The following is a 24,593-nucleotide window of genomic DNA, read 5'->3' on the forward strand; positions in this document are numbered from 1 at the left end:
CGCGGCTTCCCGCCGTACCGCTGACGTGTACGGCCTCTCCTCCCGCCGCCCCCTCTTCCGCCCGGGCGACGAGCCGCAGACGCCCCTCCGTCCGTGATGTGGACGGCACGTGTCATCCCCTGGGACAGCAAGTAGGGTCGCTGCCATGTCTCGCACCATCAGCCTCGCAGTGATCCCCGGTGACGGAATCGGCCAGGAAGTCGTGGCACAGGGCCTGAAGGTCCTGACGGCCGTGCTCCCTCAGGACGTGAAGCTCGAGACCAAGCAGTACGACCTGGGTGCGAAGCGCTGGCACGCCACGGGCGAGACGCTCACGGACGCCGAGCTGGAGCAGCTGCGGCAGCACGACGCGATCCTCCTCGGCGCCATCGGCGACCCGAGCGTGCCGTCCGGAGTGCTGGAGCGCGGGCTTCTCCTCAAGTTGCGCTTCGCCTTCGACCACTACGTCAACCTGCGCCCCTCCAAGCTCTTCCCGAACACGGAGACGCCGCTGGCCGGGCGTCCGGACATCGACTTCGTGGTCGTCCGTGAGGGCACGGAGGGCCCGTACGTCGGCAACGGCGGAAGCATCCGTACCGGCACTCCCGCCGAGGTCGCCAACGAGGTCAGCGTGAACACCGCGTACGGGGTCGAGCGCGTCGTGCGCGACGCCTACGCGCGGGCGCAGGCACGTCCCCGCAAGAAGCTGACGCTGGTGCACAAGAACAACGTCCTCGTGCACGCCGGGCACCTGTGGAAGAACACCTTCGACAGGGTCGGCGAGGAGTACCCCGAGGTCACCACCGACTATCTGCACGTCGACGCCGCCACGATCTTCCTCGTGAACGACCCGGCGCGCTTCGACGTGATCGTCACCGACAACCTCTTCGGCGACATCATCACCGACCTCGCCGCCGCCGTGAGCGGTGGCATCGGTCTCGCCGCCTCCGGGAACATCAACCCGGCCGGCGACTTCCCGTCCATGTTCGAGCCCGTGCACGGCTCCGCCCCCGACATCGCGGGGACCGGCAAGGCCGACCCCACGGCCACGGTGCTCTCGGTGGCCCTGCTGCTGCGGCACCTCGGTCTGGAGGCGGAGGCCGTCCGCGTCGAGGACGCCGTCACGGCTGACCTGGCCGGACGCGCGGCCGCCCGTACGACGGACGAGATCGGCGACGCACTGACCGTACGAGTAGCCGGCTAGCGCGCGTCGTTTGGATCTTCGCCAGCCCGCGAAGATCCAAACGACGTGCCCTAGAAGACCGACGAACGGCGCCGGCCGCCATGGGCGGTGCTCGCGGCGCACCGTCCCCGTCGGCGGTGCCCGTCCGAAGCGGGTGCCTGCGCGCGGCAGTGACAATCGGCCGGCCGTCGTTGCCCGGCCGCTGTGCTACGCGGGGGTCGGGGTGCCACCATCCATCCAGGGGCCGCCCACCCGGACTCTCCCTCGGGCCTCCGCGTGATAATCGAAACGTGGGGGCCGGCACAACAGGGAAAGCTCGGACGTCCTGGCAACTGAGGGCGAACGGGAGCGCGGTCCGCCACGACACACAGTGAAGGACGCGCTCATCATGACGACGCCTCGAATCGACTTCGACCTCAAGCCCTCCTCGCAGCCGCTGCCCGACGCGGAGCGCGAGGCGGTGCTGAAGAACCCGGGCTTCGGCCGTCATTTCACGGACCACATGGTCACGATCAAGTGGACCGAGGGCCGGGGGTGGCACGACGCACAGCTCCAGCCGTACGCGGCGCTGCAGCTGGACCCGGCCAACATGACGCTGCACTACGCCCAGTCCATCTTCGAAGGGCTGAAGGCATACCGGCAGCCGGACGGTTCCGTCTCCGCCTTCCGTCCGGACGCCAACGCCCGCCGCTTCCGCCGCAGCGCCCGCCGCCTGGCGATGCCGGAGCTGCCGGAGGAGACCTTCATCGAGGCGTGCGAGGTGCTCGTGCGCCAGGACAAGGCGTGGGTGCCGGGCAGCGGCGAGGAGTCGCTGTACCTGCGTCCCTTCATGATCGCCACCGAGGTCGGACTCGGCGTGCGGCCGGCCAACGAGTACCTGTTCATGCTCATCGCCTCGCCTGCCGGTTCGTACTTCCCCGGCGGCGTCCAGCCCGTGTCCGTCTGGCTCTCCCAGGAGTACGTGCGGGCCGCGCCCGGAGGCACGGGCGAGGCCAAGTGCGCGGGGAACTACGCCGCCTCCCTGGTCGCCCAGGCCGAGGCCGCCAAGCAGGGCTGCGACCAGGTGGTCTGGCTGGACGCCACCGAGCGCCGCTACATCGAGGAGATGGGCGGCATGAACCTCTACTTCGTGCACGGCTCCGGGAAGGACGCGAAGATCGTCACGCCGTCCCTCACCGGCACGCTGCTGCCCGGCATCACCCGCGACTCGCTGCTCACGCTCGCAGCCGACCTCGGGTACGGGACGGAGGAGACCCGTCTGACCGTGGACGACTGGCGGGAGGGCAACGCGGAGGGCACCATCACCGAGGTCTTCGCCTGCGGTACGGCCGCTGTGATCACTCCGGTCGGTGAGGCGAAGTGCGCGACCGGGGCCTGGAAGGTCGGCGATGGTCAGCCCGGCGCCATCACCATGCAGTTGCGCGAGGCGCTGCTCGCGGTCCAGACCGGGCACGCGGAGGACCTGCACGGCTGGATGCGGGCGCTGGCCTGACGCTGTGACGACTGTCACCGGCCCGGATGCTGTGAAGGCTGCGGCGCTGCCCCTGTTCAGGAGGGGCACGGCGCCTCGGGGGCGGCCGGGGCGGCAGTGACGGGGGGCCGGGACGGGGCGGCGGCGGGCCACGCCTGCCGCCGCCCCTGGGACACCGGGGCCGTCCGCTTTCCGCATGGTGAGACGCTTTACGTCCTCAGGGCGGGTCTGTGCAAGACTCCCCGTCGTGTCCTCGTTCGCCATGATTATCGGCAGCAGGCGCGCCGGTCCTCAGTGACCGACTGCCGCAGGCAGACACCCTCTGCGGCAGCGGCCACCGTGTCCCAGACCCGCGCGCAGACCTCTCGCACCCGCGAGGGGTTTTTTCGTTTTCCGGACCACCCCGCCGGAAACGGGCAGCGCGGAGAACCAGGAGTAACGCGGGACAAGTGGAGCCAGGCATTTCGGATCTCGCTCATCCTCAGGAGCCACAACAGCCATGACCACCGACGCCCCGGCCACACCGGACGACAGTTTCCACCTCTTCGACACCACCCTCCGCGACGGCGCCCAGCGGGAGGGCATCAACCTCACCGTCGCCGACAAGCTGACGATCGCCCGTCACCTCGACGAGTTCGGCGTCGGCTTCATCGAGGGCGGATGGCCGGGTGCGAACCCGCGCGACACCGAGTTCTTCGAGCGGGCCCGCCGGGAGATCGACTTCCGGAACGCGCAGCTCGTGGCCTTCGGCTCCACCCGCAAGGCAGGCGTGCGGGCAGCGGACGACCCGCAGGTCAGGGCGCTGCTGGAGTCGGGAGCGCCCGTGGTGACGCTCGTCGCCAAGTCGCACGACCGGCACGTCGAGCTGGCCCTGCGCACCACGCTGGAGGAGAACCTGGAGATGGTCCGCGACACCGTGACGTACCTGCGTGAGCAGGGGCGCCGCGTCTTCGTGGACTGCGAGCACTTCTTCGACGGCTACCACGCCGACGCCCGCTACGCGAAGCAGGTCGTGACCGCGGCCCACGAGGCGGGCGCCGACGTCGTCGTCCTGTGCGACACCAACGGCGGGATGCTGCCCGCACAGATCCACGCGGTCGTACGGACCGTGCTCGCCGACACGGGGGCGCGCCTGGGCATCCACGCGCAGGACGACACGGGCTGCGCCGTCGCCAACACGCTCGCCGCGGTGGACGCGGGCGCCACGCACGTGCAGTGCACCGCCAACGGCTACGGAGAGCGCGTGGGCAACGCGAATCTCTTCCCCGTCACCGCCGCCCTCCAGCTCAAGTACGGCAAGCAGGTCGTGCCGGCCGGCGCGCTGGAGGAGATGACGCGCATCTCGCACGCGATCGCCGAGGTCGTCAATCTCACCCCTTCCACGCACCAGCCGTACGTCGGTACGTCCGCCTTCGCGCACAAGGCGGGGCTGCACGCCTCCGCGATCAAGGTCGACCCGGATCTGTACCAGCACATCGACCCGGAACGCGTGGGCAACACCATGCGGATGCTCGTCTCGGACATGGCGGGCCGCGCCTCGGTGGAGCTGAAGGGCAGAGAGCTCGGCTACGACCTGGAGGGCGACCGCGATCTCGTCGGCCGCATCGTCGAGCGCGTCAAGCAGCAGGAGCTGAAGGGCTACACGTACGAGGCCGCCGACGCCTCGTTCGAGCTGCTGCTCCGCGACGAGGTGGACGGCCGCTCCCGGCGCTTCTTCCGTCTCGAATCCTGGCGCACCATCGTCGAACAGCGCCCCGACGGCGACCAGGCCAACGAGGCGACGGTCAAGCTCTGGGCGAAGGGCGAGCGGATCATCGCCACGGGTGAGGGCAACGGGCCTGTCAACGCACTGGACCGCGCGCTCCGCCGCGGGCTGGAGCGGCTCCACCCGGAACTGGCCAAGCTCTCCCTCGTCGACTACAAGGTCCGCATCCTGGAGGGCGCGCACGGCACCGACTCGACGACCCGGGTGCTGGTCTCGATGAGCGACGGCGGCGCGGAGTGGTCCACGGTCGGTGTCGCGGGCAACATCATCGCGGCCTCCTGGCAGGCGCTGGACGACGCTTACACGTACGGCCTGCTGCGGGCCGGGGTGGAGCCGCACGAGTAGTACGCCGGGGTGGCCGGTCCGCCCGGAGACGCGCCGCGCGGCCAGGACGGCGGCCACGCCTCGCCTCGTCTCAGCCTCGCAGCCGCACCGGCAGCACGCTTCTGCTGTTGCCCACGAAGCTGGGGCGGGGCGGCAACTCCTCGTCGGGGACGGCCAGTTCCAGGTGGGGATGGTGCTCGAAGAGGGCTTCGAGGGCGATCGCCGCCTCCATCCTGGCCATGGGCGCGCCCAGGCAGAAGTGCGGGCCGTGCCCGAAGGAGAGGTGCTGCCCGGGCGGGCGGGTGACGTCGAAACGGTCCGCGTCCGCGCCGTGCGCGCGGGGGTCGCGTCCGGCGCCCAGGTAGCCGGCGAGGACCGGCGTCCCCTGGCGGACGACGGTGCCGGCCAGGGAGATGTCCCGGGTGGGGTAGCGGAAGGGGAAGAAGCCGATCGGTCCGTCGTAGCGGAGCGTCTCCTCGACGACGGCTTCCCACGTGACCGTGCCCGCGAGCACCGCCTCCAGCTGCGCGCGGTGGCCGCACAGGGCCCGCACGGCATTGGTGATCAGGCTCATCGTCGTCTCGTGGCCCGCGACCGTCAACAGCAGCAGTGTGCCGGTCAGTTCCTGCTCGCTCAGCCGGTCTCCGTCCTCGTCGCGGGCGGCGACGAGGGCGCTCGTCAGGTCGTCCCGCGGATCGGCCCGGCGCGCCGCCACGACGCGTGCGAGGACCCCGGCGGTCTCCCGGTTCGCGTCGACGACCTGGGCAGGCGTCGACCTCGTGCTGAGCAGCACGCGGAAGAGCTGGTGCAGCCGGTCGCGTAACCCGACTTCCACGCCCAGGAGTTCGCAGACGACGTTCATGGGCAGCGGATACGCGAAATGCTCCCGCAAGTCGACGGTGCCGTCTTCGCCGGTGAACTCCGCGAGCCCGTCGAGCAGTTCGGCGGTCAGCCGGCGCACCCGCGGGCGCAGGCTCTCCACCCGCCGCGGGGTGAAGGCCCCGGCGACGAGGCCGCGCAACCGCCGGTGGTCCGGGCCGTCCGCCGTCGTCATCCCCTCGATGGTGGCGTAGACGGCGAGCGGCCAGCCCCGCGGTACACGGCCCTCCCGCAGGGCCTTGAAGTGACGTGCGTTCTTGGCGACTTCGGCGTGGGCCAGCAGCTCCTTGAGCTCCTCGTGCCCGGTGACGGCCACCGCCTCGACGTCTCCCGGCAGGAGGACGGGTGCCGCGGGACACCGGTCCCGCAGTTGCCTGCTGACCGCGTGCTGCGCCGCCCCCGAGGGATCCAGACGCCGCGGTGCCTCGGGTACGTCGGTCATCGTGCAACTCCTGTCGGGCTGCCGGCACGGGGTGGCCGGGATGAAGAATCCGCTCTGCGGCCTTGCGCCGCAAGGGAGTTCAGAGCCAATGCCCGCTCACCCAGGTAACCGTCGGACGGCCTCGCACGAGCCTGTGGCGGCCATTGCCGCCGCGTCCCCGCGCTGCTACACACCCCAAGACGCTCAAAGAGGTCTACGCCACTTCGAGAGGGGTCCTCAGTGCCGCACATGCCGACCTGGCCCAGACGCACGTTTCTGGCCGCCTCCGCCGCGAGTGCCCTCACCCTCGCCACGGAGGGCACCGCCTCAGCCCTCACAGCAGGCTCGTCCGCGCAACCGGCCGCCGCGGCGGACGACTTCGCCGCACTCCGGCGGCGCTGGCTCGATCTCGCGCTCGGCACCGGCTTCGACCCGGGCGCCGAGCCGTATGCCTCGCGGCTCGCCGAGACCGGCGAACAGGCCCTCGCGCTGCTGGCGGAGATGAAGCCCACCGGCGACTCGCTCTTCCCCGGCTACCCGTTCGACCCGCCTTCCGGCATCACGCAGTCCTACCAGCGGCTTGGGACGATGGCGCTGGGCTACGTGCAGCCCGGCACCGGCTGCACCGGCGACGCCCGGCTCCTCGACGCCGTCACGGCGGGCTTGGCCCACGTGCATGAGCGCGTCTACCACTCGGGCACCGAGCCGTACGGCAACTGGTGGGAGTGGCAGATCGGGAGCCCCCGCCTGCTCCTGGACATCGTCGCGATGCTCCACGACGAGATCGACGAGGCAGTACGCGCCGAATACCTCGCGGCCGTCGACCACTTCCTTCCCGAGTCCGTCTTCGACGACTACACCGGCACCTCCACCGGCGCCAACCGCGTCGACTTCTGCCGCGTCTACGCGGTCCGCGGCGTTCTCGGCGAGGCCCCCGAGAAGATCGCGCTGGCCTCCGCCTCCCTCTCGCCGGTCTTCCCCTACGTCACGGAGGGGGACGGTCTCTACGCCGACGGCTCCTTCGTGCAGCACACCTGGGTCGCGTACTCCGGTACGTACGGCTATGTGCTGCTGGACGGGCTGGGGCGGCTCTTCACGCTGCTGGACGGCACGAGCTGGGAAGTCACCGACCCCGCGCGGCAGATCATCCTCGACAGCGTGGAAAACGCGTACGCCCCGCTGCTGCACGACGGGCTGATGATGGACAGCGTCAGCGGGCGGGCGATCTCCCGCGGGGTCCTCAAGCAGGACACGAAGGGCATCAGGCAGAGCGACCATACGCGGGGCCATCAACTCATCGCCGCCGTCGCGTTGTTGGGCGGGGGAGCGAGCGAGGCCGAGCGGCGCCGCTGGAACGCGATGGTCCGGGGCTGGATCGAGCGGGACACCGAACTACCCGTGCTGACCGACCCGCAGTTCGACGTGGCCGACCTCGCCCGGCTGCACGCGGTGGCCGAGGAGGAGGGCGGTTCGACAGCACCCGAACCCGTGGGGCACCGGCTGTTTCCGGCCATGGCCCGGGCGGTGCACCGCCGGCCGGGCTGGTGCGCGAACCTCTCCATGGCGTCGGACAGGATCGCCTACTACGAGGCGGGCAACGGCGAGAATCCACGCGGCTGGCACACCGGCGCCGGAATGCTCTACTGGTGGAGCGAGCCCCGGACGCTCGGCCAGTACACCGACGACTTCTGGCCGACCGTCGACTGGTACCGCCTGCCCGGCACGACCGTCTCGACGAAGAGGCTGCCGGACAACGCCGGCGGCGAATGGGGCGAACCCAAACCCGACGCGCGCTGGGCAGGCGGCGCGACGGACGGCGAGTACGCGGCTGCCGGGCAGCACGTGCGGGGCCTCGAGAGCACGCTGACCGCCCGCAAGTCGTGGTTCTTCCTGGACGACGCGGTCGTCTGCCTCGGGGCCGGGATCGGCTGCGAGGACGGCACGGAGGTGGAGACCGTCTTCGACAACCGCAATCTGGGGGAAGGCGGCACCGCCGAACTGACCGTCGACGGTGCACGCTTCCCGCCCGCCCCGGGCCGTACGCGCACCGTCCGGCATGCGGGCTGGGCGCATCTGGCGGGCCACGGCGGCTGGATCTGGCCGGAACGGACCGCGCTGCGGCTGAAGTGCGAGGACCGCAGCGGCGCTTGGTCGGACATCAACGAGGGCAGCGTCACCGACCGGCTCACGCGCCGCTACCTGACGCTGTGGACGAGTCACGGCACCGATCCCGAAGACGCCGGGTACGTCTACCTGTTGATGCCCGGCGCGGATGCGCACCGGGTCGCCGCACGGGCTGCGCACCGGCGCTGGCTGACGGTCGACGCCAACTCCGGGGAGCAGCAGGCCGTCACGGTCGGGAGCCTGGGGCTGTCCGCCGTCAACTTCTGGCGGGCGGGCAGGGCCGGCTCGCTGACGTCCGGGGCCCCGTCGAGTGTCCTCGTGCGGCGTACGGGACGGACCGCCCGGCTGCATGTGTCGGAACCCCCCAGAACGGGGGAGCCGTTCGAGCTGACCTGGCACAGGAACGTGCGGGAGGTGCTCTCGGCCGACGAGGGCATCGAGGTGCTGGGGACGTCCCGCGGGGGCGGCGGACTGCGGCTGAGGGTGAGTCCGGGCACGGACGGCGCCACCCTGAGCTGTACGGTGCTGCTGCGCTGAGCTGGGGCGGAGGGGACGGGACGGCCCGGTCGGCCCGGTTCCGAAAAGGCTGACAGGACACCGACAAACCGCTGACGTGTGGCTGTGGGAACCCCACAGCCACACGTGCGCCCGGTGAGAGACTTCCCTGTTTGGCCGTGATGTGAAGGCGCCGTTCTGTCCAGCGCGACCATGAATCGGCCTTGGACACTGTCTGAATCTGACGAGGAAGAATCGGCTCGGCGTTTCGTAGGGTCTATACATGACCGATCAGCCCCAGCCCTCGCAGCAGGCCGTGGATTCCGTACCGGGGGACGCCCCCGCCGAGCAGGCGGCGCAGGACGCCCGCGGGCGAGTGGCCGAGCTGCACGCCCTGCGGGAACGTGCCCTGCAGGGTCCCAGCGAGAGGGCGACCGAGGCTCAGCACGCGAAGGGCAAGCTGACCGTCCGCGAGCGGATCGAACTCCTCCTGGACGAGGGGACCTTCCGCGAGGTGGAGCCGCTCCGCCGGCACCGGGCCACCGGTTTCGGCCTGGAGGAGAAGAAGCCCTACACCGACGGTGTGGTCACCGGCTGGGGCCTCGTGCACGGCCGGACGGTGTTCGTCTACGCACACGACTTCCGCATCTTCGGCGGCGCGCTGGGGGAAGCGCACGCCACGAAGATCCACAAGATCATGGATATGGCGATCTCCGCCGGAGCGCCGCTGATCTCGCTGAACGACGGGGCGGGAGCGCGTATCCAGGAGGGCGTCTCGGCGCTCGCCGGATACGGGGGGATCTTCCAGCGCAACACCAGGGCCTCGGGAGTGATTCCGCAGATCTCGGTGATGCTGGGCCCGTGTGCCGGCGGCGCCGCCTACTCGCCGGCTCTCACCGACTTCGTCTTCATGGTCCGCGACACCTCGCAGATGTTCATCACCGGGCCCGACGTGGTGCAGGCGGTGACCGGCGCGCAGGTCTCCCAGAACGGCCTCGGCGGTGCGGACGTGCACGCCGGGACCTCCGGGGTGGCCCACTTCGCGTACGACGACGAGCAGTCGTGCCTGGAAGAGGTGCGCTACCTGCTGTCGATGCTGCCGAGCAACAACCGTGAGAACCCGCCCGTCGAGGAGTGCCACGACCCGGTCGACCGGCGCGGCGAGGCACTGCTGGACCTGGTTCCCGCGGACGGCAACCGTCCGTACGACATGCGCAAGGTGATCGAGGAACTCGTCGACGACGGCGATCTGCTGGAGATCCACGAACGCTGGGCGACCAACCTCATCGTCTGCCTCGCGCGGATGGACGGACAGGTGGTGGGCGTCATCGCCAACCAGCCGCAGTCGCTGGCGGGCGTGCTGGACATCGAGGCTTCCGAGAAGGGCGCCCGCTTCGTCCAGATGTGCGACGCCTTCAACATCCCCATCCTCACGCTGCTGGACGTTCCGGGCTTCCTGCCGGGAGTGGACCAGGAGCACGGCGGCATCATCCGGCACGGCGCCAAGCTGCTCTACGCGTACTGCAACGCGACCGTGCCGCGGATCTCGGTGGTGCTGCGCAAGGCGTACGGCGGCGCGTACATCGTCATGGACTCCCAGTCCATCGGCGCCGACCTGACGTTCGCCTGGCCGACGAACGAGATCGCGGTGATGGGCGCCGAAGGCGCGGCGAACGTCATCTTCCGCCGGCAGATCAACGGCGCCGACGACCCCGAGGCGATGCGTGCCCGGATGGTCAAGGAGTACAAGGCCGAGCTGATGCACCCGTACTACGCCGCCGAACGCGGCCTGGTCGACGACGTCATCGATCCGGCGGAGACGCGGGAAGTCCTCGTCCGCTCCCTCCAGATGCTCCGCAGCAAGCACGCGGACCTGCCGTCCCGCAAGCACGGCAATCCACCGCAGTGAGTCCGCAGCAAGACCTCGACCTCAGCCGAGCCCGTCAGCAAGGGAAACGACAACTGATGCAGACCAGGGACAGAACCGGCACCACCGAAGCCGCAGTCCGCGCCGACGCCGCCCGGCTCGTGCGCGTCGAGAAGGGGCAGGCGAACGCGGAGGAACTGGCCGCCGTCACGGCCCTGTTGCTCGCCCGTGCCGCCGCCACCGCGCGCCACTCGGCGATCCCGGCCCCGCGCGAGGCGGGCCGGAGCAGGGCCGGCTGGCGGCGCCTGGAGCGCGCCCGCGGGTTCAGGGCCCCGCACAGCTGGCAGGGCTGAGAACCCGCGCGTACGGCCCGTGGAACGCGAAGGACCGGAACGCGAAGGACTGGAACGCGAACGACTGGAACGCGAAGGACGCCCCCCGGTGCACTCACGGGGGGCGTCCTGACGTTCGCTTGCGGCGCCTCAGCCGACGGGGGCGTCCTCCAGTACCGTGCGCTGGGGGTTCGCCGTCTGCGCGGGAAGCTCGTCGACAACGGCGCACAGCGCCTCCACGGCGACTGCCTCGGTGGTCAACTCGTCCGCGTCCTGGAGGTTGGCCAGGGTGGTCCGGCGCGGGTTGGCCGTGTTGCGCATGATAAGGGTGGTCTTCACTCGACCGTGCCTCTCAGTTATCCATGACTTGTCGTTTCAACGCATTCTGTAAACCAGCTTAGATTCCCGATTTCCCTCCAGTGCGTGACGCAGGCAATGCGGAGCGTGTGAGTTTCCTCACCGGAGCAGGGGCAAAAAGGGCGTACGGGACGGAAGTTGAGAACCGCCGAAGCGGACATCGGGGTGGGAAAAGGAGTTACGTGCTCCTCGACCGGTGCAGTCGCGTCGCAGAACCTTCACGATCTCCCGTGGAAAAGTCCGGAATCACGAAAAGTGCGTTCCACATGAAGTGACGGAACATCGGCGCAGCGTCACATCTCCATCCGGGTTTTCCACAGGCCTTGTTGGAGATCCGGCACTGTGCTGGAATTCCACGGACCGCCGCGGGAAACAACCGGCGCGCAGGGGCGCAGAGCAGCGCCGCGCGGCGGTCAGGGGACGCGCGCCGGTCACTCACGACCGCCAGGGGGGCCTTGGGACCCCCACGACTCGATACCGTCCCGCCGTCCCAAGCGGAGGGGCGCCTGGTCCAGAGGTTGCGACGCTAGTGCAGGGACGTTTCAAGAGGGATGGCAGCGCTGCCGGTGACTTGGAGCCGCGCGGAATGACCGACCGCGGCTCCTCGCCCCAGCGCGCCCAGCAGAGCGGCCCCACGGCCGCCGTGCACGAGGACGACGGCGCGGCGATGAACCGTACGGGCAGCGGATCGAGCGGTGAGGGAACCGCCCCCGAGCGCGTCAGAACGCCGCCGGGGCCCGGCTCCCGTGTTGCGCTGCGCAACTGGCGCATCAGCACCCGCCTCGTCTCGCTGCTCGCGCTTCCTGTCGTGGCGGCGACCACCCTGGGAGCCCTGCGTATTCAGGACTCCCTGGGCAACGTCGACCAGCTCGACAACATGAAGCTGCTCACGGAGATGACGGAGCAGGCGACCGAACTCGCCTCCGCGCTCCAGGAGGAGCGTGACCGCTCGGCCGGCCCCCTGATCGCCACGGGCGACCAGAAGGACGACACGGTCGTCGGCCCCCGTCAGAAGACGGACCAGTCCTTCCAGGCGTTCAAGGAAGCGACGTCCGACATCGACGGCAGCGACAAGGTGATGGCGGGCGTCCAGTCCACCGTGCTCGACATCACCCGTCAGGTGACGGCGATCAAGGAGGTCCGCGAGCGGGCGTACGACAACCCCTCGTCGGTCTCCCAGACGGTCAACAGCTACAACCAGCTGATCGATTCGCTGCTCTCCCTGTCCCAGGACATGGCGCAGGCCACCAACAACTCCGAGATGATCCAGAGCACGCGTGCGCTGGCGGCGTTCTCCACCGCCAAGGAGCACGCGTCCATACAGCGGGCGATCATCTCCGCCGGTCTGGCCCGCAAGGGCGGTCCCGATCTCTCCGAGAGCGACCGCCTGTTCGGCAAGACCGCGGCCGAGAGCGAGGACGCCTCCCTCGGCAGCTTCAACCAGATCTACGGCGAGGAGCGTGCCGTCGAGCTGACGAAGCCCCTCGACGGCGGCGTCGTCAACATCACGCTGGCGGACAAGTACCGCGACCGCGTGCTGAACAACCCCGACGGCATCAAGAGCGAGACCCGCTCGTACCCCGACTGGTACGACCAGGACCGCTCCAAGATCGACGAGATGGCCAAGATCGAGTCCGCGCTCCTCTCGCAGATGGAGCAGCAGGCCCGCGAGCTGCGCTCGGACGCGCAGCGCGAAGCCATCCTCAACGGCGCGATCATCCTGCTCGTCCCGGGCATCTCGCTCGTCGGCGCGTTCGTCGTGGCCCGCTCCATGGTCCGCTCGCTGCGCAGGCTCCAGGACACCGCCCAGGACGTCGCCCGCAAGCGGCTCCCCGAGCTGGTCAAGCAGATGTCCGAGGCCGAGCCCCAGGACGTCGACACCTCGGTCGAGTCCGTGGGTGTGCACAGCCGGGACGAGATCGGCCGTGTGGCGTCCGCGTTCGACGACGTCCACCGCGAGGCCGTCCGGCTCGCGGGCGAGCAGGCCCTGCTCCGGGGCAACGTCAACGCGATGTTCACCAACCTCTCGCGCCGCAGCCAGGGCCTCATCCAGCGTCAGCTCTCGCTCATCTCCGAACTGGAGTCCCGCGAGGCCGACCCGGACCAGCTCTCGTCGCTCTTCAAGCTGGACCACCTCGCGACCCGTATGCGGCGCAACGGTGAGAATCTCCTCGTCCTCGCGGGCGAGGAGCCGGGCCGCCGCTGGACCAGGCCCGTTCCGCTCGTGGACGTGCTCCGCGCCGCGGCCTCCGAGGTGGAGCAGTACGAGCGCATCGAGCTGAACTCCGTGCCCGCCACGGAGGTCGCCGGACGCGTCGTCAACGACCTCGTGCACCTGCTGGCCGAGCTGCTGGAGAACGCGACCTCGTTCTCCTCGCCGCAGACGAAGGTCAAGGTCACCGGTCACGCCCTGCCCGACGGACGTGTACTGGTGGAGATCCACGACACCGGCATCGGTCTCTCCCCGGAGGACCTCTCCGCGATCAACGAGCGGCTGGCCAGCCCGCCGACGGTGGACGTCTCGGTCTCCCGCCGCATGGGCCTGTTCGTGGTCGGCCGTCTCTCCCTGCGGCACGGCATCCGCATCCAGCTGCGCCCGTCCGACTCGGGCGGCACGACCGCACTGGTCATGCTCCCCGTCGACGTGGCGCAGGGCGGCGCGCAGCCGCCGCAGCCCGGCAAGGCCAAGTCGACGGCCGGCAACGGGGCGGCCGCGCCGAAGGGCAGCGGTCTCGCCGCGGCCCTGCAGCGCGGCCCCGCGGGCGGTCCCGGCGGTGCGTCCAAGCTGGGTCAGGCGCGTCCGGTCGGCGGCGGCGAGGCCCGTCCCGAACTGCCCGGCGCCGGAACCCCCGCGGGTGCGGGAGCCGGCTCGGGCGACAACGGCACACCGACGACCGACTTCTTCAGCGACAGCGGCGCGGGCAACGGCAAGTCCCGCAGCGGCCCGCCCGCCGCTCCGCCCCTCAACCGCCAGGTTCCGCCGCTGCCCCAACGTCCCGGTCCGGCCGGGCAGTTGACGGGCGGGGGCAACGCCGGAGGCCAAGGCGGCCAGGCGGGTCCGGGCGGCCCCGGTGGTCCGGGCGGTCCGCGCGACACGGGCGAGTTCAGCGGGCCCGACGACTGGAAGAGCTGGGACAGCCAGTCCACGGGCGAGTACGCCGCACCGCAGCCCGGCCAGGACACCGGCGAGCGCCCGCAGCCGCCTTCCGGGGCGGGGCAGTTCGCCCGTCCTCCGCAGCCTTCGGAGACGGGGCAGTTCGCCCGTCCCCCGCAGCCCTCGGACACGGGTGAGTTCCAGCGTCCGCAGCCGGGCGGCCCGGCGGACACCTCGCAGTTCGCCCGTCCCGACGACTGGAACCAGCCGCGTCCCAGCTGGGCGGCCGCTTCGGGCCCCGGCGAGGACGGCCCGCGCGGGCACGACGAGCCCGACGTCGCCGACACCGGCGAGTTCGCCCGCCCCGGGTACACCGGCGCCTCCAGCGGCGGTCAGGGCGCCGCCCCCGGCAGGGAGCGGCAGGAGCAGAACTCGCAGGACACAGGCGAGTACGCACAGCCCGACAGCCCGGCACAGGGCGACCAGGGCCCCGCATACGACCCGGACTTCGGCATACCCGCGGTTCCGCCGGCAGCCGCCGACGCACCGACGCCGATCTTCGAGGCCATCGAGTCCCACTGGTTCCGTGCCGCTTCCTCGACGCCTCCTCCCGCACCCCGCGGGGACAGGCACGAGGGGGCGCCGGAGCCCTCGCACCAGGCACCCGCACCGCGGCCCGGCCAGCCGGCCTCCGCCGTACCGCCGATGCCGCAGCGTCAGACCGCTCGGGGCACCGCCGAGAGCGCGTCTGCGAATTCCGCCCACGCCACCGGGGAGGCGCAGAGCAGCGCCGACCCGGGTGCGCACTGGGGTGCCTCTCCCAACGACGAGCGCTGGCGGAGGGCCGAACAGGTCCGCCAGCCCGCCGCCGGGGGAGTCACCACTTCGGGTCTGCCGCGTCGCGTGCCCCGCGCCAACCTTGTCGCGGGTACCGCGCAGCAGCAGTCCTCCGCCCAATCCGGTCCGCAGGTCTCCCGTGCACCCGACGACGTCCGTGGCCGGCTGACCAACCTACGCCGCGGCATCCAGCAGGGCCGGCAGGCCGGTACGACGAACGGCCGCGGCATTGGCCCCACTTACCAGCAGGAGCGTTAGTTGAGTCCGATGAGCCAGGCGGCGCAGAATCTGAACTGGTTGATCACCAACTTCGTGGACAACACCCCAGGTGTGTCGCACACGGTGGTGGTCTCCGCGGACGGCCTCCTTCTGGCCATGTCCGAGGGCTTCCCGCGCGACCGCGCCGATCAGTTGGCGGCGGTCGCCTCCGGGCTGACCTCACTGACCGCGGGTGCCTCCCGCATCTTCGAAGGGGGCCCCGTCAACCAGACCGTGGTGGAGATGGAGCGGGGGTTCCTCTTCATCATGTCCATCTCGGACGGCTCCTCACTCGCCGTCCTCGCACACCCGGAGGCCGACATCGGTCTCATCGGTTACGAGATGGCACTGCTGGTCGACCGTGCAGGAACCGTCCTCACCCCTGACGTACGCGCTGAACTTCAGGGGAGCATCCTCAACTGATCCGAACAGCCGCCTCATGAGCCACCTCAGACCGTTAGCCGACCCGACCTCATGCCTCGCTCGGAGGAGCCATGACCCCGCCAGCCACGCCCGGCCCGTACGGTGCCCCATACCAGCACGCACCGTACGGAGGTGAGGGCGACCAGCCGCTGGTGCGCCCCTACGCCATGACGGGCGGCCGTACAAGGCCGCGCTACCAGCTTGCGATCGAGGCGCTGGTGAGCACGAGCGCCGACCCGATGCAGCTGCAGGGTCTGCTCCCCGAGCATCAGCGAATCTGCCATCTGTGCCGTGAGGTCAAGTCGGTGGCGGAGGTCTCCGCTCTGCTCGCGATACCGCTGGGTGTGGCCCGGATCCTGGTCGCCGACCTCGCCGAGGCCGGCATGGTGGCCATCCATCAGCCCGGTGGCGGTTCCGAACCCGGTGGTGCTCCAGATGTGACCTTGCTCGAAAGGGTGCTCAGTGGACTTCGCAAGCTCTAGCCCGCAGACGACGGGGCAGACCATGGGTTACGGAGCCCCTGCGGCCGGCCGTTCGACGACTTCCGCGAAAATCGTGGTCGCCGGTGGCTTCGGTGTGGGCAAGACGACCTTCGTGGGTGCCGTGTCGGAGATCAATCCGCTCCGTACGGAAGCGGTGATGACTTCGGCGTCGGCGGGGATCGACGACCTGACCCACACCGGTGGGAAGACCACCACCACGGTGGCCATGGACTTCGGTCGTATCACTCTCGACGACGACCTGATCCTGTACCTGTTCGGTACGCCGGGGCAGGACCGTTTCTGGTTCATGTGGGACGACCTGGTCCGCGGCGCGATCGGTGCCGTCGTGCTGGTCGACACCCGCCGCCTGGCGGACTGCTTCCCCGCGGTCGACTACTTCGAGAACTCCGGACTGCCGTTCATCATCGCGCTGAACGGCTTCGACGGTCACCAGCCCTATGGGCCGGAGGAGGTCCGCGAGGCCCTCCAGATCGGTCCGGACACTCCCATCATCGTCACCGACGCCCGGCACCGCGCCGAGGCGAAGAGCGCCCTGATCACTCTGGTCGAGCACGCCCTGCTCGCCCGCCTGAAGTGAACAGCGGAGCCAACTAGACGTACTGTCCGTCGAGTTGATGGCACAGCCGGTAACGCTGCACGCAGCGTCCGGCTGTGTTCTTCGCCATGCCCTGTCCCGAATTCATAACGTTTCGACAGTGAATTACGGCTTCGTGAACACGGCTGGCGAGCAGAAAACTTCACTCTGCTCACAAAACTTGACCGCAATGTCGCACTCGGCCCTTTATGTCCCATTTTTGGAGCCTGTCGGCGACTCGTACCCGCCTCAACCAACTGTTTGGCTGACTCTCCCCTGACGTGCTGAAATGCGCTGAACTCAGCAGTAGCGAGTGGCACGACGGGACCCGCGTAACGTCCGATGTCGGACAGCGTGGTCCAAGAGGTGAGGAGTCGCGTGAGGCGAAGCAAGACGGGCGCTGCGACACAGGCGAGCCAGGAATCCCGGGGCAACTTCACACCGCCGTCCCGGGGCACGGCTACCTCTGATCTGCCCGCCGGCGGCAACGGAAGCCGCCTGGCGCTGCGGAACTGGCGCGTGAGAACCCGCCTCTACGCGATCCTCCTGATCCCCGTGATCGTCGGTCTGGTCTTCGGCGGCTTCCGGGTGCAGGACTCCGTCGGGACCTGGAGCGAGGCGGACGAGGCCCAGCGCACCGCCGAACTCGTCCGCGCCGCCGCCACCTACGGCAACGCCCTCATCGACGAGCGCGACCGCACCGCCGAACCCCTCCTCGCGGGCCGCCGGAACGATCCGGCAGTCGAGCGCGTGCGCACCGTCACGGACCGCGCCAAGCAGGACTTCGACCGCGCCGTGGCGGCGATGCCCGCCAAGCCCGGACTGAAGCGCCGCCTGGCCACCTTCCGCAAGGAGGAGCCCAAGCTCGGGGAACTGCGCAAGGCGGCCTATACCGACCGCATGGGCGGCGTGCGTACCGAAGAGGGGTACGTCACCATCCAGCACCCGCTGATGGAGTTCGCCAACGAACTCGGCTTCGGTACGGGCAACATCACCTCGTACGGCCGCACCGTCTACTCGATCTCCCTGGGCAAGGCGGCGCAGTCCCTGGAACGCTCCATAGCGATGCACATCCTCGTCAGCCCCGGACCGTCCAAGGAGGACCGGAAGCGGCAGTTCACCGCGCTGACCTCCTACGCCTACCTCGAGCGCATCGCCATGGAGGAGTACGTCGGTGGGGGCCGCCCCGAGGACATCGCACTGCTGAAGCGCGAGAAGGCCGAGGCCGAGGCGGAGGGCAGGAAGCTGGCGGCGGCCGAGAAGGCGAAGGTCCAGGCCGCGGGCGAGCAGTACGTCGCACCGCCCCCCGCGGAGGAGGCGATACCCGCGATCGTCTCCGGCGCCGGCGCGCGGGCGCTGAAGGCGAAGGGCATCACCCCGAAGAGCTGGTTCGCCACCAGCACCGGCAAGTTCGACGCCTACCGCGCCGTGGAGAAGCAGCTCGCGGACCAGGCCGTGGAGGAGACGGAGCAGATCTCCTCGGACGCCCGGCAGGACGCCCTCGTCAACGCTCTCATCGTGCTGGTCTCGCTGCTGCTCGCCTTCGTCGTCGCGGGCATGATGGCCCGCTCGATGAGCCGCAGCATGCGGAACCTGCGCAACGCCGCCTTCGGAGTCGCCGAGCAGCGTCTGCCCTCCCTCGTCGACCAGCTCTCCCGTACGGACCCGGGGCGCGTCGACACGAGGGTCGCCCCCATCCCGATCGACAGCCGCGACGAGATAGGCGAGGTCGCGCGGGCCTTCGACCAGGTGCACCGCGAAGCGGTACGTCTCGCGGCCGAGCAGGCGCTGCTGCGAGGAAACGTCAATGCGATCTTCACGAACCTCTCCAGCCGCAACCAGGGCCTCATCGAGCGCCAACTCGGCCTGATCTCCGACCTGGAGAACAACGAGGCCGACCCGGACCAGCTGGAGAGCCTCTTCCGCCTCGACCACCTGGCCACACGCATGAGGCGCAACGGTGAGAACCTTCTCGTCCTCGCGGGCGAGGAGCCCGGCCGCCGCTGGAACGAGCCGGTGCCGCTCGTCGACATCCTCCGGGCCGCCTCGTCCGAGGTGGAGCACTACGAACGCATCGAGCTCTCCGGCATCCCGGAGAGCGAGATCCACGGTCAGGTAGTCAACGACCTGGTGCATCTGCTGGCCGAACTCCTCGAGAACGCCACCACGTTCTCCTCCCCGCAGAGCAAGGTCCACGTCACCGCGACCCGGCTCCCCGACGGCCGGGTCGTCATCGAGATCCACGACAAGGGCATCGGCCTGACCGCCGAGGACTTCGCCGACATCAACCACAAACTGGCCGACCCGCCGACGGTGGACGCCAGTCTGGCCAAGCGCATGGGCCTGTTCGTCGTCGGCCGTCTCGCCGACCGGCACGGCATCCGCGTGCAGCTGCGTCCTTCCGGCGAACAGGCGGGTACGACCTGCCTGGTGATGCTGCCCGAGGCGATCACCCGCGGCGGCGGAGGCGAGGAGGACGCCTTCGAGGACTTCACCGTCTCCCGCATCATGCCGGAGCAGCCCGGGCCCCCGCAGCAGCAGTACGGACAGCTGGCCGGTGCCCGTTCCGCAGCCGAACTCGGCTTCGACGACGGCAGCTACCGGATCCCCGACGACGTCTCCTCACTCGACCCCGCCGGGCGGCCCCTGCCGGGGGACGACCGCCGCGACGCCCCCCGGGAACAGCCCGGCCGGCACCGGGCCGTCGGCCCGGGGCAGGGCCGCGAGGAGCGTCAGGATGAGCACGCCGCCCCGGACCGTCGGCCGCCGCTGCCGTCCGCGCCCCCCTGGTACGAGCAACAGCCGTACGGGCGGCCCGAGTTCGGTCGGGAGCCCCCTCCCGGGCGCCGGCCTGCCTACGAGCCGTACGAGCAGCCGGAACCCGGCCCGGAACCCGGCCGGCCCGGTGAAGCGCCTTCCCGCGGGGGCCAGTACGCTCCCCCGGAAGCACAAGCGGAATCTGCACCCGGCGTTCACGGGAACGGCCGCAACGGCGTAGGCTTCGACCGGCCGGGTCCCGCCCCGAGTGACTTCCGCTCCACTACCGGCGCAGGTCTTCCGCGTCGTGAGTCGGCGCGGCAGGTGCAAGAGGGCGGACCGGAGGCGCAACACCAGGAGTACCAGCGTCAAACGGAATCCTCCGGGAGTTGGCACTCGGCCAACGACGAGCGCTGGAGCCGGGCGGGCCGGCTGCGCGAACCGCAGTCCGGTGGTACCACTTCATCCGGCCTTCCCAGGCGGGTGCCCAAGGCCAATCTGGTCGAGGGCACCGCCGAAGCACCCACGCAGGGAGGCCCCGCGGTCTCCCGTGCGCCTGAGGACGTCCGTGGCAGGCTGAGTAACCTGCACCGCGGCGTCCGCAGGGGGCGCAATGCGGGTGACGGCCCCCAGAATGACCGACAGGGCTACGGCCCCGGCAGCACCTACGATCAGGAGCGTTAGTGTGAGCCCGATGAGCCAGGCGGCGCAGAACCTGAACTGGTTGATCACCAACTTCGTGGACAACACCCCTGGTGTGTCCCACACGGTGGTGGTCTCCGCGGACGGGCTTCTGCTCGCGATGTCCGAGGGCTTCCCGCGCGACCGCGCCGACCAGTTGGCGGCGGTCGCCTCCGGGCTGACCTCACTCACCGCCGGAGCCTCCCGCATCTTCGAGGGCGGCATGGTGAACCAGACAGTGGTGGAGATGGAGAGAGGGTTCCTTTTCATCATGTCCATCTCCGACGGTTCCGCCCTGGCGGTCCTCGCCCATCCCGACGCCGACATCGGTCTCGTCGGCTATGAGATGGCACTTCTCGTCGATCGCGCGGGTACGGTTCTCACCCCGGATCTCCGTGCTGAACTGCAAGGCAGCCTGCTCAACTAATTCTCAACCAGTAGTCAGGCAGTGCGCGTTGCGCCTCCGCGCCATAAGGTGCTTGTGATGCGGTGCTCACTGATGGAGCTGGAGCAGACGGAATGATGTGGCAAGCACGTCCGTGAGTCGGAGGAGGAAACGTGACAATGCCCCCAGGCGGCCCGTCGTCGTACGGCAGTGGTCATGAGAACGCGCGCCCGAAGCGGTTCAACTTCCCCTCGACGCCCAGCAGGCACGTAGGTGCCCAGTCGCGCGACGAGCCGCAGCAGCCGCCGCGCCAGCAGCAGCCGCCCCAGCCGCCCCCGCAGCGGCAGGAGCCGCCGCAGTTCGACCAGGGACTGTACGGCGGCAGCCGCGACCAGTCGTACGGCAGGGGGCAGTACGACCAGGGCCCGCCGCCCCGCATCCAGCCCGTACAGCCCGCTCCGCGCACCGACGCGGGGAGTTACAACGGTCGCACAGAGCAGCAGCCGCTGGTGCGCCCGTACGCGATGACCGGCGGCCGTACCAGGCCGCGCTACCAGCTCGCCATCGAGGCGCTGGTGCACACTTCTGCCGAACCCGCCCGTCTCCAGGGCCAGTTGCCGGAGCATCAGCGGATCTGCCGGCTGTGCTACGAGATCAAATCGGTAGCTGAGATCTCGGCACTTCTCTCCATCCCCCTGGGCGTCGCCCGTATCCTCGTCGCCGACCTGGCCGAGGCCGGACTCGTCGCCATCCACCAGCCCGGCGGCGAGGACACCAACGCCGACGGCCAGCCAGACGTGACACTGCTCGAAAGGGTGCTCAGTGGACTTCGGAAGCTCTAGCGGCGGCGCTGCTGCCCGTTCCACCACTTCCGCGAAAATCGTGGTCGCCGGTGGCTTCGGTGTGGGCAAGACGACCTTCGTGGGTGCCGTGTCGGAGATCAATCCGCTGCGCACGGAAGCCGTGATGACCTCGGCCTCCGCCGGGATCGACGACCTGACCCACACCGCCGACAAGACCACCACCACGGTGGCCATGGACTTCGGTCGTATCACTCTCGACCAGGACCTGATCCTGTACCTGTTCGGTACGCCGGGGCAGGACCGTTTCTGGTTCATGTGGGACGACCTGGTCCGCGGCGCGATCGGTGCCGTCGTGCTGGTCGACACCCGCCGCCTGGCGGACTGCTTCCCCGCGGTCGACTACTTCGAGAACTCCGGACTGCCCTTCGTCATCGCGCTGAACGGCTTCGACGGCCACCAGCCGTACACCCCCGAAGAGGTACGCGAGGCCCTCCAGATCGGCCCGGACGCCCCGATCATCACCACCGACGCGCGCCACCGCTCGGACGCCAAGAGCGCCCTGATCACGCTGGTCGAGCACGCGCTGATGGCGCGCCTGCGCTAGCGCCCTGCCGGAGAGCACCGGAGGACGACGAGAGCCGGACCTTGCGGTCCGGCTCTCCTCATGCGCACGCCCCACGGGGACGGGCCCGAGGCGGTCTCCGCCTGCCCGCGTGGCATACGCTGGACCGTCGTCACCCACGCCTCACCTGAAGGGCAACCCGAACCCGTGCGCATCGCAAGATTCTCCCTCGACGGAAACGTCGCCTTCGGCGTCGTGGAAGGGGACGCGGAGACCGAAGGCGGCCCCGTCCTCGACATCATCAAGGGCCACCCCTTCGCAGAGTTCGAGCGCTCGGGCCAGAAGCTCCCCATGGACAAGGTGCGGCTGCTGCCGCCCGTGCTGCCCAACAAGATCGTCGCCGTCGGCCGCAACTACGCCGAGCACGTCAAGGAGATGGGCAACGAGGTCCCGGACACGCCGGTGGTCTTCTTCAAGCCCTCCACCTCCGTGTGCGGCCCGCACGACCCGGTCGGATACCCGTCCTTCTCCTCCGAGGTGCACTACGAGGCCGAACTGGCCGTCGTCATCGGCCGGTTGTGCAAGGACGTCCCCCGGGAACGTGTCAAGGACGTCATCCTCGGCTACACCTGCGGCAACGACATCACCGCCCGCGACGTCCAGCGCGCGGAGCCGCAGTGGGCACGTGCGAAGGGCTTCGACGCCTCCTGCCCGCTGGGCCCCTGGGTCGAGACCGAACTGGACGCCTCGGACCTCGGCGTGATGTGCACCGTCAACGGCGAACAGCGGCAGCTCGGCCGTACGAGCGAGATGATCCGTTCCGTCGAGGACCTGGTCGTTCACATCACGGAGGCCATGACGCTGCTCCCCGGCGACGTCATCCTGACCGGCACCCCGGCGGGCGTGGGTCCCCTGAACATCGGCGACGAGGTCGCCGTCACCATCGAAGGCATCGGCACTCTCACCAACAAGGTGGTCAAGCGTGACTGACGCGACCGCGACTCCGTCCATGACCGAGCCGAAGGACGTCCGCGTACGGTTCTGCCCCTCCCCGACGGGCAACCCCCACGTCGGGCTCATCCGTACCGCGCTGTTCAACTGGGCGTTCGCACGCCACCACGGCGGCACCCTCGTCTTCCGTATCGAGGACACCGACGCGGCCCGCGACTCCGAGGAGTCCTACGAGCAGCTGCTGGACGCCATGCGCTGGCTCGGCATCGACTGGGACGAGGGCCCCGCACCGTTCGACGAGGCATCCGGCGGCAGCGGCGGCCCGCACGGCCCGTACCGCCAGTCGCAGCGCACCGAGATCTACGCCGACGTCGCCGCCAGGCTTCAGGAGGCCGGGTTCGCCTACCCGTGCTACTGCACGGCCGACGAGCTGGAGGTACGCCGCGAGGCGGCCCGCAAGGAGGGCCGGCCCTCCGGCTACGACGGCAAGTGCCGCGAGCTGACGCCCGAGCAGATCGCCGCCTTCGAGGCGGAGGGACGCACCCATATCGTGCGCTTCCGCATGCCCGACGAGCCGATCACCTTCACCGACCTCGTGCGCGGCGAGCTGACGTTCGCTCCGGAGAACGTCACCGACTACGGCATCGTGCGGGCCAACGGCGCACCGCTGTACACGCTCGTGAACCCCGTCGACGACGCGCTCATGGAGATCACGCACGTGCTGCGCGGCGAGGACCTGCTCTCCTCCACTCCGCGACAGATCGCCCTCTACCGTGCCCTCGCACAGCTCGGCGTCGGCAACGGCTCGACTCCCGCCTTCGGGCATCTCCCGTACGTCATGGGCGAGGGCAACAAGAAGCTCTCCAAGCGCGACCCGCAGGCATCGCTCAACCTCTACCGCGAGCGTGGCTTCCTGCCCCAGGGCCTGCTCAACTACCTTTCCCTGCTGGGCTGGTCGATCGCCGAGGACCGCGACATCTTCACCCTCGACGAGATGATCGCCGCCTTCGACATCACCGACGTCAACGCCAACCCGGCCCGCTTCGACCTGAAGAAGTGCGAGGCCATCAACGCCACGCATCTGCGCGAGCTTCCTGCGGCGGAGTTCGTCTCGGCCTGCGAGCCGTGGCTGCGCGCGCCGTACGCGCCGTGGCCGCCGGAGTCCTTCGACCGGGCGGCGTTCGAGGAGCTGGCCCCGCTCGCCCAGACCCGCCTCACGGTCCTCTCCGACATCACCGCGAACGTCGACTTCCTCTTCCTGGACGAGCCGGTGGAGGACGAGGCGTCCTGGGCGAAGGCGATGAAGCCGGGCGCGGAGAACGTGCTGCGCTCGGCCCGTACGAAGCTCGCAGAGGCGGTCTGGAAGGCCGAGGCGCTCAAGGAGGCGGTCCTGGCGGCCGGCGAGGAGCACGGCCTGAAGCTCGGCAAGGCCCAGGCACCGGTACGCGTCGCCGTCACGGGACACACGGTCGGCCTCCCGCTCTTCGAGTCCCTCGAACTCCTCGGCCGCGAGCGGACGTTGGCGCGCGTGGACGCGGCGCTGACGAAGCTGGGCGCGGTGTGACGGG

At 70.0% G+C, this 24,593-nt stretch carries 18 protein-coding genes; 16 read left to right on the top strand and 2 right to left on the bottom strand.

What is annotated here, in order from left to right:
• The first annotated feature begins 145 nt into the window (after positions 1-145).
• The 3 genes from ACFPA8_RS07275 to cimA all read left to right on the top strand — a co-directional run bounded on the left by ACFPA8_RS07275 (position 146) and on the right by cimA (position 4,743).
• Positions 146-1,183, top strand: coding sequence for a 3-isopropylmalate dehydrogenase (locus ACFPA8_RS07275; RefSeq protein ID WP_386443998.1), 1,038 nt, complete (start codon positions 146-148; stop codon positions 1,181-1,183).
• A 367-nt stretch (positions 1,184-1,550) separates the two neighbouring features.
• A complete protein-coding gene (locus ACFPA8_RS07280) occupies positions 1,551-2,654 on the top strand; it encodes a branched-chain amino acid aminotransferase (RefSeq protein ID WP_386444000.1) in 1,104 nt (367 codons plus the stop codon).
• 478 nt (positions 2,655-3,132) lie between these two features.
• Positions 3,133-4,743, top strand: a complete 1,611-nt coding sequence (gene cimA / locus ACFPA8_RS07285; protein WP_386444003.1) for a citramalate synthase — start codon at positions 3,133-3,135, stop codon at positions 4,741-4,743.
• 70 nt (positions 4,744-4,813) lie between these two features.
• Here the strand turns inward: cimA and ACFPA8_RS07290 are convergent, their stop codons facing one another.
• A complete protein-coding gene (locus tag ACFPA8_RS07290; RefSeq protein ID WP_386444006.1) occupies positions 4,814-6,043 on the bottom strand; it encodes a cytochrome P450 family protein in 1,230 nt (409 codons plus the stop codon).
• Between the two features lie 228 nt (positions 6,044-6,271).
• Here ACFPA8_RS07290 and ACFPA8_RS07295 point away from each other — a divergent pair, with 228 nt between their 5' ends.
• The 3 genes from ACFPA8_RS07295 to ACFPA8_RS07305 all read left to right on the top strand — a co-directional run bounded on the left by ACFPA8_RS07295 (position 6,272) and on the right by ACFPA8_RS07305 (position 10,861).
• Complete coding sequence (locus tag ACFPA8_RS07295; RefSeq protein WP_386444009.1) at positions 6,272-8,683, top strand: polysaccharide lyase 8 family protein; 2,412 nt, start codon at positions 6,272-6,274, stop codon at positions 8,681-8,683.
• 241 nt (positions 8,684-8,924) lie between these two features.
• The gene (locus tag ACFPA8_RS07300; protein WP_386444012.1) at positions 8,925-10,550 is read left to right on the top strand and encodes an acyl-CoA carboxylase subunit beta; all 1,626 of its coding nucleotides are present in this window, start codon (positions 8,925-8,927) and stop codon (positions 10,548-10,550) included.
• Positions 10,551-10,606: 56 nt separating this feature from the next.
• Positions 10,607-10,861, top strand: a complete 255-nt coding sequence (locus tag ACFPA8_RS07305; RefSeq protein WP_386444015.1) for an acyl-CoA carboxylase epsilon subunit — start codon at positions 10,607-10,609, stop codon at positions 10,859-10,861.
• A 129-nt stretch (positions 10,862-10,990) separates the two neighbouring features.
• Here ACFPA8_RS07305 and ACFPA8_RS07310 read toward each other — a convergent pair whose 3' ends face one another.
• Entirely contained in the window at positions 10,991-11,179 is a 189-nt protein-coding gene (locus ACFPA8_RS07310) for a hypothetical protein (RefSeq protein ID WP_386444018.1), read from the bottom strand.
• A gap of 547 nt (positions 11,180-11,726) precedes the next feature.
• On the opposite strand from ACFPA8_RS07310, the gene ACFPA8_RS07315 reads away from it, so the two are divergent.
• From ACFPA8_RS07315 to gltX, 10 genes are all read left to right on the top strand, one after another.
• Positions 11,727-15,386 carry a sensor histidine kinase gene (locus ACFPA8_RS07315; RefSeq protein ID WP_417801317.1) on the top strand — a complete coding sequence of 1,220 codons (3,660 nt, stop codon included), beginning with the start codon at positions 11,727-11,729 and terminating at the stop codon, positions 15,384-15,386.
• Between the two features lie 9 nt (positions 15,387-15,395).
• The gene (locus ACFPA8_RS07320) at positions 15,396-15,809 is read left to right on the top strand and encodes a roadblock/LC7 domain-containing protein (RefSeq protein ID WP_028435354.1); all 414 of its coding nucleotides are present in this window, start codon (positions 15,396-15,398) and stop codon (positions 15,807-15,809) included.
• 71 nt (positions 15,810-15,880) lie between these two features.
• Positions 15,881-16,291, top strand: coding sequence for a DUF742 domain-containing protein (locus tag ACFPA8_RS07325; protein WP_045864934.1), 411 nt, complete (start codon positions 15,881-15,883; stop codon positions 16,289-16,291).
• Complete coding sequence (locus tag ACFPA8_RS07330; protein ID WP_386444024.1) at positions 16,272-16,889, top strand: GTP-binding protein; 618 nt, start codon at positions 16,272-16,274, stop codon at positions 16,887-16,889. The genes ACFPA8_RS07325 and ACFPA8_RS07330 overlap by 20 nt, the downstream gene beginning before the upstream one ends.
• A 375-nt stretch (positions 16,890-17,264) precedes the next feature.
• Positions 17,265-20,327: a nitrate- and nitrite sensing domain-containing protein gene (locus ACFPA8_RS07335; protein ID WP_386444027.1), complete on the top strand. Its 3,063-nt coding sequence runs from the start codon at positions 17,265-17,267 to the stop codon at positions 20,325-20,327.
• A 10-nt stretch (positions 20,328-20,337) separates the two neighbouring features.
• A complete protein-coding gene (locus ACFPA8_RS07340) occupies positions 20,338-20,751 on the top strand; it encodes a roadblock/LC7 domain-containing protein (protein ID WP_386444030.1) in 414 nt (137 codons plus the stop codon).
• Positions 20,752-20,888: 137 nt separating this feature from the next.
• Positions 20,889-21,551, top strand: coding sequence for a DUF742 domain-containing protein (locus ACFPA8_RS07345; protein ID WP_386444716.1), 663 nt, complete (start codon positions 20,889-20,891; stop codon positions 21,549-21,551).
• Positions 21,532-22,116, top strand: coding sequence for a GTP-binding protein (locus ACFPA8_RS07350; RefSeq protein WP_386444033.1), 585 nt, complete (start codon positions 21,532-21,534; stop codon positions 22,114-22,116). The genes ACFPA8_RS07345 and ACFPA8_RS07350 overlap by 20 nt, the downstream gene beginning before the upstream one ends.
• A gap of 165 nt (positions 22,117-22,281) precedes the next feature.
• The gene (locus ACFPA8_RS07355; protein ID WP_386444036.1) at positions 22,282-23,064 is read left to right on the top strand and encodes a fumarylacetoacetate hydrolase family protein; all 783 of its coding nucleotides are present in this window, start codon (positions 22,282-22,284) and stop codon (positions 23,062-23,064) included.
• 19 nt (positions 23,065-23,083) lie between these two features.
• Positions 23,084-24,589, top strand: a complete 1,506-nt coding sequence (gltX, locus tag ACFPA8_RS07360; protein ID WP_386444719.1) for a glutamate--tRNA ligase — start codon at positions 23,084-23,086, stop codon at positions 24,587-24,589.
• Positions 24,590-24,593: the final 4 nt, after the last annotated feature.

It is taken from the genome of Streptomyces ovatisporus (assembly GCF_042653885.1).
Classification (GTDB): Bacteria; Actinomycetota; Actinomycetes; order Streptomycetales; family Streptomycetaceae; genus Streptomyces; species Streptomyces ovatisporus.